An 11,939-nucleotide genomic window follows, 5' to 3' on the forward strand; every position below is an offset into this window, starting at 1 on the left:
ATAATGTTACAACGCCTTGTAATCAGGATCGGGGAGGTAGTGATGCACACCGAAGCCAGAGAGTTAGCGGGGTCAGACATTCCGGAGATGGGGCCTGTCACCGACCCGCCGCCTCTGAATGATTTCATGGACGACCAAAACAACGGGCCGTTTCTCAGCCAGAAGCAGGAACTGCAACTCATCCAGCGCTTGCGGCTGGGCGACGAGTGCGCCCGCGCCACACTGATCTCCGCGCACATGCCCTTGGTGCGGGCGGTCGCCAGGGGTTATCGCAATAAAGGGCTCAGTCAGGAAGACCTCCTTCAAGAGGGTTACATGGGTCTGCTGCGTGCCTCCGACCGCTTTCAGGAAGGCCTCGGCACACGTTTCTCCAGTTATGCGACCTGGTGGGTCCGCGAGGCGATGCAGCGGGCCCTCATCCGTTCCCGCTTCATCCGCCTGCCCGATTACCTTGCCAAGTCCCTGCACGCTTATATGCAGCGCGGAGCGGAGGAAGACAGCGACGCCGATGTGCGCAGGGAGCAGCGGCGTGAAGCCCTAGGGGTGCGCGAGAGCACCATGCGCGCCCTGGATTTCGCCGACATCCGCGTCTTCTCGCTCGACGAGGAAACATCCGACGGACCGGGCCGCATGGAACAGGTGACCGGTGACGTTGCCAGTCCGGACAGCGACTATGACCATGATGCCATCTGCAAGGCACTACGGGAACACCTGACCGAACTCAATGAAAAACAACGGGAGGTCATGGTCTTTCGCTACGGCATGCATGGTGACGCGCCCATGACCCTGGAAGCCGTCGCCGAGCGCATGGGCGTCAGTCGCGAGGCGGTAAGACAGTTGCAGGTGCGGGCCCTGACCCGCCTGCGTCAGTCGTTGAGCGAGAGCGGCTGGGGTTGCTGACGCTCCGCCAGCAAACCCAGCAGCCTGCGTAAGGCCGCCGCCCTGTGGCTGTGTTCGTTTTTTTTCTTCAGGCTCCACTGCGCCGCGCTGCCAGATCCTTGCGTGGGCCAAAACAAAGGATCGTAGCCAAACCCCCCATCGCCGGCAGGACGCTCACCAATAGTCCCTCTCCAAAAGCCTTGGGCTACCAGTGGCGAAGGGTCGGCGGCAAATTCCAGAAAAACCATGCAAGTCACGTAATAGGCAGCACGGGCCTCGCCCCGCGCCTCGGCCAGCATGCTCAGCAACTTGGCGTTATTGGCTGCGTCGCTGGCGTCCGGGCCGGCATAGCGCGCGGAGTAAATACCGGGTGCCCCCTGGAGATAGGGCACACAAAGCCCGGAATCTTCGGCGAGCGCCGCCATACCACTTTGCGAGGCTGCGTGACGTGCCTTGAGCAATGCATTTTCCACAAAGGTAGTGCCCGTTTCTTCAATGCCGGCGATGCCCAGTTCCGTCTGGCTGACGAGCGCGAAGCCACGGGCGGCAAGCAGCGGTTGCAACTCTCGTAATTTGCCTGCATTACTCGTGGCCAGCAACAAGGGCGTCATGAACGGGCTTCCGGACACTCCTGATGCTGACGGGCCACCAATTCGGCGATCCCCTTGCGCGCCAGAGCCAGCATTTCAGCCATCTGCTCCGCACTGAACACCGCGCCCTCCGCGGTTCCCTGTACTTCCACAAAGGCGCCAGCGCCGGTCATCACCACATTCATATCCACATCGGCATTGCTGTCTTCGGCATAGTCGAGATCCAGCACTGCCTGTCCCTGGTAAACACCCACCGAGACAGCGGCCACCCAGTCCCGCAGGGGATTATTCTGAAGCCGCCCCGCAACACGCAGATGCTGGATGGCATCGGCTACCGCCAGACAAGCGCCGGTAATGCTGGCGGTGCGGGTTCCGCCATCGGCCTGAAGCACATCACAATCCACCCAGATAGTGCGTTCGCCTAAAGCTTGCAGATCCACGGCGGCGCGCAGACTGCGCCCGATAAGGCGTTGGATTTCATGGGTGCGCCCACCGATACGGCCTTTGGCGGACTCCCGTGCCACCCGCTCCCGGGTGGCACGCGGCAACATGCTGTATTCCGCCGTCACCCACCCCTTGCCCGCGCCGCGCAGGAAGGGCGGTACCTTTTCTTCGACGCTGGCGGTGCATAGCACCTTGGTATCGCCGCAGGCTATCAGCACCGAACCTTCAGCATGCTTGGTAAAATTTCTGGTGACTTGTACCGGACGCAAGGCGTCTGCATTTCTTCCGCTAGGACGTATCATGGGAATACTCGTTGTAGGTGGTGAGGCATTGTATCGTGAGGAGGCGGGAGGATTCAAAATGCGGCGCTGCGCAGCACTGTCCCTCATCCCTCTTCCCCCCCTATAATGATAAAAAGTCCGCTTCTCAGAGGAATAAACCATGTCCGGCATTGACCACATAGAAATCGCCCAGTTTCTCAAACAACATCATCTGGCTCAGTCTCTGACCATCAGCGAAATCCAGACTCTCGCAGAATACGTCACCCACGCCCAATTTCATCTGGATCAGGTGATTGCCGAATGGGGCTCTCTGGGAGAGGCGCTGTTCTTCTGCGTCAAGGGCGAAATGGCCATCGTTCACCACACAGCCGACGGCGACGAAGTAGAAGTGGTCCGGGTGCGTGACGGAGAAATGGCCGGAGAGATGTCCTTTTTTGACCGTCAGCCACGTAGCGCCCGAATCATTGCCAAAAGCGAAGACACCCAGGTGCTGGTCCTGACCCGCGCCCGGTACCAGCGCCTGAAGGTGGAAAAGCCGTACATCACCGTCAATATTCTGGAGCAGGCCATCATCAGCCTGGACCATTTGTTCCGCAATCTTTCTCAGGGCTACACGGACTTCTCTACCTATATTTATGGCAAGGGCAAGCGCTAGATTTTGTCGCCGCCCAGCGCTTTTCCCTACGCGCCGTCGCGCTGGCTGAGCAACTCCGCAATCCGGCGCAAACGCTCCAGAGGATCCTGAAGAACCAGCAACTGCTGCTTTTCTTCGGGGGAGGCGGGCAGTGCCTGTGCCAGGATCATTCCGGCGCTACTGGCGTCTATCCCGGCGGCAGGCACCTTGCCGATCAAATCTTCCAGAATGGCGTGCAACGGCTGACTTTCCCGATCCATTGGCACAATGGGCTCTTCGGCCCAGGGGTGGATAGAAGCCATCGCCAGTTGTCCCTCATAACGCCAGTCCTGAATGGTGAAACGTTTCTGGCCGCGCACCTGAATCTGGAGAATGCCGGCCTCTCCCCCCCAATCCACAATACGTGCCAGGGTACCCACCAATTCCGGCTCGGCGTGGCCATCGCCCCGGGGGTGGCTAAGGCAAATGCCAAAATCCCGACCCTGCCGCAGTGAGGCGCTGATCATGTCCAGATAACGTGGCTCAAAAATACGCAGCCCTAATAAAGCCTTGGGGAAAAGTACCGTTCGGAGTAAAAATAGGGGCGTCCAGTCCGTATCCGTCACCTGTCACACCTCTCGCGAGTACCCATGAACCCCACCCTGAAACCACCGTCGTCGTATTCGCTCTACGTACATCTGCCTTGGTGCAAGGCCAAGTGCCCCTATTGCGATTTCAATTCCCACGCGGCCGACCGCATCCCGGCAGAACGCTATCTGGCTGCATTGATCGCCGATCTGGACCGCGAACTGCCGCGCATCTGGGGACGCCATGTGCGGACTGTTTTTATCGGTGGCGGCACCCCCAGCCTCTTTCCACCAGAAATCATCGACCGCCTGATCTCCGCGATCCGCGCCCGCCTGCGGCCGCACTCCCATATGGAAATCACCCTGGAGGCCAACCCGGGAGCGATAGAGGCAGCCTCTTTCCGCGCCTTCCGGGAGGTGGGCATCACCCGGCTCTCCTTAGGCGTCCAGTCTTTCCATGACGATTCTCTGCAACGCCTCGGACGTATCCACGATGCCGCCGCAGCCCACCGGGCCGTGGAACTCGCCATCGCGGCTGAATTCGAGAGCTATAATCTCGATCTCATCTTTGCCCTGCCGGGGCAGGATCTCGCCGCGGCGCAGGCCGATCTGCGCGCGGCGTTGGACTATGCACCCCCTCATCTGTCCCTCTATCAACTCACGCTGGAGGCCGGAACCCCATTTTCGACTCATCCACCCGCCGATCTGCCGGACAGCGACCAGGCCGCCGACATGGAAGATATCCTGCGCCGGCAACTCCGGGAGTCCGGCATGGAGCGCTACGAAATATCCGCGCATGCCCGGCCCGGTCATCGCTGCCAGCACAACCGCAACTACTGGCTTTATGGTGACTATATCGGCATCGGCGCCGGAGCGCACGGCAAAATCACCCTTCCCGAAGGCATCTGGCGCAGCTGCAAACCCAGCCGCCCTGAAAGTTATATGGACGATGCGCTCAGTGTTCTCGACATCCTCGGCGACCGGGAGCCGATTTTACCCGCCGACAGGCCCTTCGAGTTCATGCTCAACGCGTTGCGCCTGACCGACGGCTTCCCGGTGGCGCTCTTCCCGGAACGGACCGGCCTGTCTCTACCGCTTATTCAACCGCTACTCCGCCGGGCCGAACGCGACGGGCTGGTGGTCATGGAAGATGACATCCTGCGACCTACCGCGCTCGGGCTCAACTTCTATAATGACCTCTGCGTGCGTTTCGTACCGTGATAACGGCGCCTTACTCAGCCCCGTCCCACCGTCCTGGCTTCGTGGCCGGCGATCGAGCCTTCGCTGAACAAATAGGCATGCAATTCCTTATCCAGACGCGGCATTTTGCGGCGCAGCCACTCGAGGACCATAGCAGCATGTTCAATTTCTTCATCTCGGTTGTGTTCCAGCACCTGCCTGAGAATAGGATCGGTGCAGGCATCCGCGCGCTGCTGGTACCAGTCAACCGCCTCAAACTCCTCCATGAGCGAAGAAATGGCTCGGTGGATATCTATGGTTTCAGGAGACAGAGACTCGGGGGATTCATGCAACGCTTCATGTGCCATGATCGGCTCCTTGGGGCAGTCTGGTGAAACATCCTTCAGATCATAGTCCAAAGTTTGGGCAAGACCAAAGTACCCCCCGCTTTGGGCTTGCCCGCATCCTGTCCAAAGCGGGGCTGTGTTCCCGGACCGTTGCGGTGGAATGGATTCGTGCCGGGCGGGTAGAGGTAGACGGTCGCCGGATCCTCGATCCCGAGGCACGCTTCCCTCTGTCCAACCCCGGTATCCGGATCGATGGTCTCGACATCACCGCCAGCACCCGCCAGGTTTTGCTGCTACACAAGCCGCGTGGCGTTCTTACTACTCGCCGGGATGAAAAAGGACGTGCCACCGTATACGACCTGCTGCCCGGGAGTCCATGGCTGGCCCCCGTCGGACGCCTGGATCAGGCCAGCTCCGGCTTGCTGCTTTTCAGCAACGATCCACACTGGGCACAACGACTGCTGGATCCGGATCAGCATGTGGCCAAGACCTATCATGTGCAGATTCGCCCGCCTCTCTCTACTGACGCCGTAGCCCAACTCGCGGCGGACTCCGTGCTCGACGGCGAACCGTGCCTGCCGATGCAGATCAGGGAGTTACGCTGCGGTGGCAAAACCCAATGGCTGGAGTTTGTCTTGCAGGAAGGACGCAATCGCCAGATTCGGCGCCTCCTTGCCGCCTGTGATAGGGAAGTGTTACGACTGATTCGTGTAGCGGTGGGAAATCTGCCTCTCGGCGAACTGCGGGCCGGCGAATGGCGCTGGTTGCGTAGTGATGAGGAAGAGTTGCTACGTCAGACGCCCACGCCCCGTGATACCCACTGCCTACCGCCGGAATGAACCTGGCGGAGCCTTATGGCGCATAAGCCTCCCTATATTAGATATCTATGGTATTTACAGATCAATAGAATCAGTGTATGTTAGAACTGTCTTATTTACTGATGAGGATGATGCCATGGAACAGGAAATGGAACAGGAATTCGAGCTCATCTCCCTAATTTATCAGCTGGAAGAAGCAGGATACTGTTTTGCTGATGTCTCGGATGAGCAACTTCAACAAGCATTTTCAGACGGCCGGGACCTGCGGGATCTAGCCGTCTTGCGTTCTGCCTGAGCGCCTACTGTCTGACCTCTGACCAGCCGGCCTGCGGGCCGGCTTTCTTATGACGACCAGGTGGTGTCTCACACCATGAAGCCGCAGGTCTTGCCAGACCGTGGCACCCACCTTATAGTGACCGAACGGTCGGTATCCGGGCGGGCGCATTCGTCGGACCGGCGTCGGTGTGCGCAAAGCGGATCGGTACTTGCGGGACCATCCGCCCCAGAGAGGAGCCCATCCGTGGCGCAAGAGAGCCCGGCTTCACGTCTTACCATTACGGTCGCGGTCATGCTGGCGGTAGTCATGCAGGTGCTAGACCTGACCATTGTCAACGTAGCGCTGACCTACATGCGCGGCTCCCTGCATGCCAACAGCGATCAGATCACCTGGGTGCTCACCAGTTACATGGTCGCCAATGTCATCATCCTGCCCCTTACCGGATTGCTGGTGGAACGCTATGGTCAACGTACCATCATGCTTTGGAGTGTGGTCGGCTTTGTGATTTCTTCCATGCTCTGCGGGCAGTCCCATGGTCTGGTGGAAATCGTGCTCTGGCGTTTCCTGCAAGGCATTTTTGGTGCTTCTCTGGCCCCCGTAGGGCAAACCATCATGCTCGGCGCCTACCCGTCTGACAAGCGTGGCCAGGCTATGGCCATTCTCGGCATGGGCATCATGCTGGGTCCGATCCTGGGTCCTACCCTAGGTGGCTATCTGACGGACACGCTCAGTTGGCGCTGGGTGTTCTATGTGAATATTCCCTTTGGTATCCTCGCGTTCCTGCTCATGAGGACCATTCCCGACGGTGGCAAGATCACCACTCCCCGTCCAGTGGACTGGACAGGCTTCACGCTGATGGCCGTAGGGCTGGGCTGCCTGCAAGGCATGCTGAGCCTCGGTGATCAGGATAACTGGTTCAGCTCGCGGACCATCATCATCCTGACCATCTGCGCCATTTTGGGTATGCTTTTTTTCGTCTGGCGCTCTCTGAGCACATCCTATCCCGTAGTGGATTTGCGTCTGCTCAAAGACCGGAATCTGTCCATCGGCAGCATGGGGATCGGTATATTTGGTCTCGCCCTCTTCGGAACCATGGTGATTCTGCCCATCATGCTGGAGGGTCTGATGCGCTATGAGGCATTTACCGCGGGACTGGTGATGGCACCGCAGGGTATCGGTGCCATGATCGCCATGATGTTCGCGGGGCGCATGCTGGGACGCGGCGTCAATCCACGCAATATCGTGTTGGTGGGCATCGTTTTCGGAGCATTCGGCACTTATCTCACCACCCTCTACAATCTGGACATTAGCATGGCCTGGGTAATCTGGCCCAGTTTCATTCGCGGTATCGGTTTTGGCCTGGTGACAATCCCGCTCTTCACCCTGGCTTTTACGACCCTCAAGAAAGCCGAACAGGCGGAGGGCTCAGGCATTTTCAACCTGATGCGGACCTTGGGCGGAAGCATCGGTATCGCCATCGTTTCGACGGTGATGACTCAGGAAACACAGGTGGGCTGGAATCAGATGGGAGGGCTCATCAATCCGTTCAATCCCGCTTTTCACCGGTATCTTACGGCAGCAGGCCTGACTCCGGGGCCGACGACCTGGCAAGTGCTGGGTAACGTCGTCGTTTATGACCAGGCGAACATGCGCGGAACGCTGGACGCCTTCATGCTGGTTTTTTATGGATTTCTGGTTTTGATTCCGCTGATCATGTTCCTGAAGAGGCCACCTGGCAGCGCAGCAGGCGTGACACAGGTAACGCACTTCGGCGAATGAAGGCCGGGTTCACCGGGCGGAGGTTCGCTCCAGATGCGGTACCGAAGGCAGCCACAGGGTGCGGGCGAAACCCCAGTCCAGTAACTTGAGGCTCTGCCAGGAAGCCCGCCAGAACCCGCGTCCTTCGTCACGGAAAGATGGTACGCCGAGAATCACCGCGATCAGGCGGATACCGTCCTGCGTGCCCGTAGCGACAAGGCAATGCCCTGCAGCGTCGGTATAGCCACTTTTCATTCCGGTGATAAACGGTACACGTCCCACCAACAAATTGGGATTGGGGCTGGTGATACCCGCGTAGGTGAAGTTTTCATGCCGGAAAAAGGGCATGAACTGTGGGAACTGGGTCATGAGCGTGCGGGTGAGGACGGCCACATCGTAAGGACTGGCCATGTTGTTAGGGTGCGGCAACCCATCGGGGTCATAGAAAGTGGTGGAAAGCATCCCGATCTTGCGCGCTGTTCGGTTCATCTCGGCAACAAAGGCAGGTACGCTGCCAGCTACCAGATGCGCCGCCTCCACGGCGGCGTCGTTGCCAGACGGAACCGTCATCCCTAGGATCATTTGTGCAATGGTAAAAGGCAGGCCAGGATGCATAAACATGCTGGACCCCCCCGTCTGCAGCGCCGCCCGGCAGGGCACAAAACGCTGGTTCAACTGCAGATGACCGCTGTCGATATCCTTGAAGAGCAGATACAACGTCATCAGCTTGGTAATGCTGGCGATAGCGTAGGGCCGATAGGCATTTTTGGTGGCGATGATCGCGCCGGTATCGGCATTCATCAAGATATAGGCACGCGCATCTATGGGTGGGAGGCCGCTCTGGGCCTCAGCGCGCGGTGTGCAAAATAGAAAAATCGCCACTAACGAAAGCAAGGGAAAGAGCCACCACCCTATGGAAGGGAAATATTTTACCGTCGAGGGTCCAAAATCTGTGTCGGGTACAGGAATGGAAGCCAGCATGGGAACACCTCGCCGCATCGGCTAAATCAGGTTCAAGTAATTTCTCAGGATGCTTTGATATTAGGCTATTTTTTCACGGTTGCCTATAGACCAACGCTCGACTCGGATGAATCCATCCTACCAGCCCTATATGGAAGGTCATCCACAAACCATATAGACTGGTCGGTATGATAATGCATGCCTCTCTGTCTTATGCCACGCTGATCCAAAATCCATTGCTCTGGGCCATCGCGGGGGTGATCATCCTGGTCGCCTTTTATGTCCGCGCAGTGATCGGCTTTGGCTCCGGATTGATTTCGGTGGCACTGCTGACACTGATCTTCCCCATCAAAGAAGTAGTGCCCGTAGTGCTGCTACTGGACCTGCTCGGTTCCGTGCTGCTCGGCGCCTATGACTTTCAGGAAATGCGCTGGCCGGAGTTACGCTGGCTGATTCCCGGCAGCCTGATCGGGCTGGCCTTCGGCTCCTTTATCCTCGCCGATACCAATGCCCAGAATCTTACTCGCTTTCTCGGCGTGTTCATTCTCGCCTACGTGGTTTATGCGCTGGTCATGAAGCCTGAGCGACTACCCCAGGTCGCCTTGCCCTGGGGAATGCCGCTGGGCATTTTCGGCGGGGTGGTGGGCAGTTTGTATGGCGGCGGGGGTCCGCCCATTGTCGCCTATCTGCAAATGCGCCATCTCGACAAACGCGCCTTTCGCGCCACGTTTCAAGGTATCGCCCTCACGGACAATATTCTGCGGGCTTTTATGTACATAGCGCTGGCCTTGCTGACCTGGCAACTGACGGTGGGTTTTCTCCTGCTGATTCCACCGGTGCTGCTCGGTTTGTGGACAGGTAATCGCTTGCATCTGCGCATCAATCAAAGGGCTTTTCTCATGGGGACTCTCGCGGTACTTGCGGTGGTCGGTTTGAAATATCTCATCTGAATGAGGGAGTGTGACATGGCGTTACGCAGCATGGATGAACTTCGGCAGCAGGCTCAGGGCGCATTATCCCTGAATATCGCTTTCATTGGCGTCGTCAACGGGCTTTTTAGCACCCTCCATACTCTGGGCAACGCGGACAGCACAGCGCTGGCGGCCGCTGCCGGGATGGATACCGGCTACGTGCTGCGCTGGTGTGATGCCGCCTATGCGTTTGGCTGGCTGGAACTGTCCGATAGTGAGCAATGGCGACTGAGTGAGGATGGCAACAGCATGCGCCCGGAAGCCGAAAACAGCCGCGTTGGCGTAGCGGTAGGTGCCGTACTTTCTGCACACATGGCGGAGCGGGCGGCGGGTCTCATGCGCACGGGGGAGCGCCCCGGTGAAAAGGTGCTGGCCGAACGCGAAACTATTCTGCCCTGGTTTGGGCTGATGCTGGAGAACAATTTTCGCAAGACGTTCGAGGAGAAAATCTGCCCGGCCGTCCCCATCTTTGCCGAAGTCGATGCTCGCGGTGGGCTGGCGGTGGACCTGGGATGCGGCAATGGCTGGTATTTGCGGGCACTCGCCGCACGCTGCGGACATCTGCGTGGTCTGGGGCTGGATGGTTTCGCCGAAAACATCCGCCAAGCTACGGAAAAGGCCCAAAGCGAGGGTATTGCCGATCGCCTGCATTTTGATGAAGGTGATATCCATCAGTTTTCCCTGCCAGAGCCCGCCGACCTCATCACCATGAATCGCGCCCTGCATCATGTCTGGGAAAACCGTGGTGAGATTTTTCAGCGACTGCACGCCAGCCTGAAACCTGAAGGCGCCATCGTCATCTGGGAGCCAGCCTGGCCGGACAATCACCGCGTGCTACGTGAGCCGCCGCTACGCGGCATGGCCTTTCAAAATCTGACCGAACACATACAGGGCAACCATTTCCTGCATCCGGAGGAAATTGCCGCAGCCCTCAGCGAGGCGGGATTGAAGCCAGAAATATTCCCCTTTGGCAGCGATGTCGTGGTGGTGGGCCGGGCGTAAGGCTCGGCCATTTCCAACACCATGTGCCGCCCATTGCATTACGGGGGAGTTGCCTTTATCCTACGCGGCAATGGGGCGGTAGCTCAGCTGGGAGAGCGTCGCGTTCGCAATGCGAAGGTCGGGAGTTCGATCCTCCTCTGCTCCACCAAAATTCAGCGCCCAACTGTTCTCAGTTGGGCGTTTTTATCTGTGCTTCCCGCATGACACGCAGGGTTCCCGGTCATTCTGCGTGTGCGACCAGGGGTCTGTGGCCTGGCGGGAACATCCCCGGTTGCCCTCCGTTCCGCCCTCTCTTCTCTCGAAATCGGCGCTAACTTCTTCGCCTTGGCACACGCAGACTCCGGGAGACCTACTCCCATCTTCAGTACAACACCGCAACCTCGCGTTTGCGTTCGTAAAACACAACCGACGGGCGGCTAGGAATCCAGAACATGAAAACCAGCAAGGAATCGGGCTCATGCTTGGCAAGCGTCTCCCAACCAGCCGTTTTTGAGAAAACGTGGCATGCCATTGCGACGGCCCCATCGTCGTGATAACGTGACGTTATCACCTCTGGAGATAGTTATGCGTAAAGTCTTCCATACCAGCCAATTCATGGCAGGTAATTCACCTGCCGTCCGCATCCCTGTGAGCATGGCATTCCCGAAGCAGACCAAATTGGTCGTGATTCGAGAAGGAAACAGGCTCATCGTGGAGCCTGAAGAAGATTCGCTCGAATCGCTTCCGGCGCTGTTCGCTGCGCTGCGTCCGCAGCACACCGGCGAGCGCCCAGAGTTTGTCGAAACGGAAAGATCTTGGTGATACTGCGCTACTTGCTGGACACCAATATTTGCATCTACCTCATGAAGGAGCAGCCCGCATCAGTCATCCCGCGGTTCGCGGCCTGCAAGCCCGGTGAAATTGGGATCAGTTCGATCACCTGGGCTGAATTGTGCTGTGGCCTAGACGTGCATAACAGCCAATTGGAAATGGCCACGCTCTTGGGCAGGCTGATCGTCAAGGATTTCGACGTGGATGCAGCGGCCCTCTTTGGAAAACTCTCCCGGCGCTTCCCAGCCAGAAAGAGCAGCTTTGACCGTATGATTGCCGCGCATGCTTTATCGCTGGGGGTCACGCTGGTGACCAACAACAGGGCCGATTTCGATCTCTATGCCGGTGCAGGACTGGTCGTCGAGAACTGGGTGACATGATGGCGAAGTTGCACTTCCTGATCCTCAACGGGCCTTTTTGCCA

The 11,939-nt window shown here is 58.4% G+C and carries 15 protein-coding genes and 1 tRNA gene; 11 read left to right on the top strand and 5 right to left on the bottom strand.

Features of this window, described 5'->3' with window-relative positions:
* The first annotated feature begins 42 nt into the window (after nucleotides 1-42).
* Nucleotides 43-900, top strand: a complete 858-nt coding sequence (locus AFERRID_RS02055) for a sigma-70 family RNA polymerase sigma factor (RefSeq protein WP_113526567.1) — start codon at nucleotides 43-45, stop codon at nucleotides 898-900.
* Here AFERRID_RS02055 and rdgB read toward each other — a convergent pair.
* Together rdgB and rph are read right to left on the bottom strand one after the other, a co-directional pair.
* On the bottom strand, nucleotides 867-1,490 hold the full coding sequence (rdgB, locus tag AFERRID_RS02060; RefSeq protein ID WP_113526566.1) for an RdgB/HAM1 family non-canonical purine NTP pyrophosphatase: 624 nt from the start codon (nucleotides 1,488-1,490) through the stop codon (nucleotides 867-869). The genes AFERRID_RS02055 and rdgB overlap by 34 nt on opposite strands.
* Nucleotides 1,487-2,215, bottom strand: a complete 729-nt coding sequence (gene rph / locus AFERRID_RS02065; RefSeq protein ID WP_113526565.1) for a ribonuclease PH — start codon at nucleotides 2,213-2,215, stop codon at nucleotides 1,487-1,489. Before rph ends, rdgB begins: the two co-directional genes overlap by 4 nt.
* A gap of 139 nt (nucleotides 2,216-2,354) precedes the next feature.
* Between rph and AFERRID_RS02070 the strand changes: the two genes are divergently transcribed.
* Nucleotides 2,355-2,849 carry a Crp/Fnr family transcriptional regulator gene (locus AFERRID_RS02070; protein WP_113526564.1) on the top strand — a complete coding sequence of 165 codons (495 nt, stop codon included), beginning with the start codon at nucleotides 2,355-2,357 and terminating at the stop codon, nucleotides 2,847-2,849.
* A 26-nt stretch (nucleotides 2,850-2,875) separates the two neighbouring features.
* Here AFERRID_RS02070 and AFERRID_RS02075 read toward each other — a convergent pair whose 3' ends face one another.
* Nucleotides 2,876-3,433 carry an LON peptidase substrate-binding domain-containing protein gene (locus AFERRID_RS02075; RefSeq protein WP_113526563.1) on the bottom strand — a complete coding sequence of 186 codons (558 nt, stop codon included), beginning with the start codon at nucleotides 3,431-3,433 and terminating at the stop codon, nucleotides 2,876-2,878.
* Nucleotides 3,434-3,457: 24 nt separating this feature from the next.
* Here AFERRID_RS02075 and hemW point away from each other — a divergent pair, with 24 nt between their 5' ends.
* Entirely contained in the window at nucleotides 3,458-4,615 is a 1,158-nt protein-coding gene (gene hemW / locus AFERRID_RS02080; RefSeq protein ID WP_126604277.1) for a radical SAM family heme chaperone HemW, read from the top strand.
* 14 nt (nucleotides 4,616-4,629) lie between these two features.
* Here the strand turns inward: hemW and AFERRID_RS02085 are convergent, their stop codons facing one another.
* Nucleotides 4,630-4,941, bottom strand: coding sequence for an encapsulin-associated ferritin-like protein (locus tag AFERRID_RS02085; protein WP_113526561.1), 312 nt, complete (start codon nucleotides 4,939-4,941; stop codon nucleotides 4,630-4,632).
* 23 nt (nucleotides 4,942-4,964) lie between these two features.
* Here AFERRID_RS02085 and AFERRID_RS02090 point away from each other — a divergent pair, with 23 nt between their 5' ends.
* From AFERRID_RS02090 to AFERRID_RS02095, 3 genes are all read left to right on the top strand, one after another.
* Nucleotides 4,965-5,759: a pseudouridine synthase gene (locus tag AFERRID_RS02090; RefSeq protein WP_113526560.1), complete on the top strand. Its 795-nt coding sequence runs from the start codon at nucleotides 4,965-4,967 to the stop codon at nucleotides 5,757-5,759.
* Nucleotides 5,760-5,874: 115 nt separating this feature from the next.
* The gene (locus AFERRID_RS15110) at nucleotides 5,875-6,033 is read left to right on the top strand and encodes a hypothetical protein (protein WP_012537140.1); all 159 of its coding nucleotides are present in this window, start codon (nucleotides 5,875-5,877) and stop codon (nucleotides 6,031-6,033) included.
* A gap of 225 nt (nucleotides 6,034-6,258) precedes the next feature.
* On the top strand, nucleotides 6,259-7,794 hold the full coding sequence (locus tag AFERRID_RS02095) for a DHA2 family efflux MFS transporter permease subunit (RefSeq protein ID WP_113526559.1): 1,536 nt from the start codon (nucleotides 6,259-6,261) through the stop codon (nucleotides 7,792-7,794).
* A gap of 9 nt (nucleotides 7,795-7,803) precedes the next feature.
* On the opposite strand, the gene AFERRID_RS02100 is transcribed toward AFERRID_RS02095, so the two are convergent.
* Nucleotides 7,804-8,754 (bottom strand): D-alanyl-D-alanine carboxypeptidase family protein, encoded by a 951-nt coding sequence (locus AFERRID_RS02100; protein ID WP_113526558.1) that lies wholly within the window; start codon nucleotides 8,752-8,754, stop codon nucleotides 7,804-7,806.
* A 167-nt stretch (nucleotides 8,755-8,921) separates the two neighbouring features.
* Between AFERRID_RS02100 and AFERRID_RS02105 the strand changes: the two genes are divergently transcribed.
* From AFERRID_RS02105 to AFERRID_RS02125, 5 genes are all read left to right on the top strand, one after another.
* Entirely contained in the window at nucleotides 8,922-9,683 is a 762-nt protein-coding gene (locus AFERRID_RS02105; RefSeq protein ID WP_113526557.1) for a sulfite exporter TauE/SafE family protein, read from the top strand.
* 15 nt (nucleotides 9,684-9,698) lie between these two features.
* Entirely contained in the window at nucleotides 9,699-10,706 is a 1,008-nt protein-coding gene (locus AFERRID_RS02110) for a class I SAM-dependent methyltransferase (RefSeq protein WP_126604278.1), read from the top strand.
* A 72-nt stretch (nucleotides 10,707-10,778) separates the two neighbouring features.
* Nucleotides 10,779-10,854 (top strand) — tRNA-Ala (locus tag AFERRID_RS02115).
* Nucleotides 10,855-11,270: 416 nt separating this feature from the next.
* A complete protein-coding gene (locus AFERRID_RS02120) occupies nucleotides 11,271-11,507 on the top strand; it encodes an antitoxin (protein ID WP_054608893.1) in 237 nt (78 codons plus the stop codon).
* On the top strand, nucleotides 11,504-11,896 hold the full coding sequence (locus tag AFERRID_RS02125; RefSeq protein ID WP_215878407.1) for a type II toxin-antitoxin system VapC family toxin: 393 nt from the start codon (nucleotides 11,504-11,506) through the stop codon (nucleotides 11,894-11,896). Before AFERRID_RS02120 ends, AFERRID_RS02125 begins: the two co-directional genes overlap by 4 nt.
* Nucleotides 11,897-11,939: the final 43 nt, after the last annotated feature.

Source organism: Acidithiobacillus ferridurans, from assembly GCF_003966655.1.
GTDB classification, from domain to species: domain Bacteria; phylum Pseudomonadota; class Gammaproteobacteria; order Acidithiobacillales; family Acidithiobacillaceae; genus Acidithiobacillus; species Acidithiobacillus ferridurans.

Bases quoted from the DNA above. Each gene is read 5' to 3' on its own strand.
- AFERRID_RS02055 (WP_113526567.1), top strand. From the start codon at position 43: ATGCACACCGAAGCCAGAGAGTTAGCGGGGTCAGACATTCCGGAGATG.
- rdgB (WP_113526566.1), bottom strand. From the start codon at position 1,490: ATGACGCCCTTGTTGCTGGCCACGAGTAATGCAGGCAAATTACGAGAG.
- rph (WP_113526565.1), bottom strand. From the start codon at position 2,215: ATGATACGTCCTAGCGGAAGAAATGCAGACGCCTTGCGTCCGGTACAA.
- AFERRID_RS02070 (WP_113526564.1), top strand. From the start codon at position 2,355: ATGTCCGGCATTGACCACATAGAAATCGCCCAGTTTCTCAAACAACAT.
- hemW (WP_126604277.1), top strand. From the start codon at position 3,458: ATGAACCCCACCCTGAAACCACCGTCGTCGTATTCGCTCTACGTACAT.
- AFERRID_RS02085 (WP_113526561.1), bottom strand. From the start codon at position 4,941: ATGGCACATGAAGCGTTGCATGAATCCCCCGAGTCTCTGTCTCCTGAA.
- AFERRID_RS15110 (WP_012537140.1), top strand. From the start codon at position 5,875: ATGGAACAGGAAATGGAACAGGAATTCGAGCTCATCTCCCTAATTTAT.
- AFERRID_RS02100 (WP_113526558.1), bottom strand. From the start codon at position 8,754: ATGCTGGCTTCCATTCCTGTACCCGACACAGATTTTGGACCCTCGACG.
- AFERRID_RS02105 (WP_113526557.1), top strand. From the start codon at position 8,922: ATGATAATGCATGCCTCTCTGTCTTATGCCACGCTGATCCAAAATCCA.
- AFERRID_RS02110 (WP_126604278.1), top strand. From the start codon at position 9,699: ATGGCGTTACGCAGCATGGATGAACTTCGGCAGCAGGCTCAGGGCGCA.
- AFERRID_RS02120 (WP_054608893.1), top strand. From the start codon at position 11,271: ATGCGTAAAGTCTTCCATACCAGCCAATTCATGGCAGGTAATTCACCT.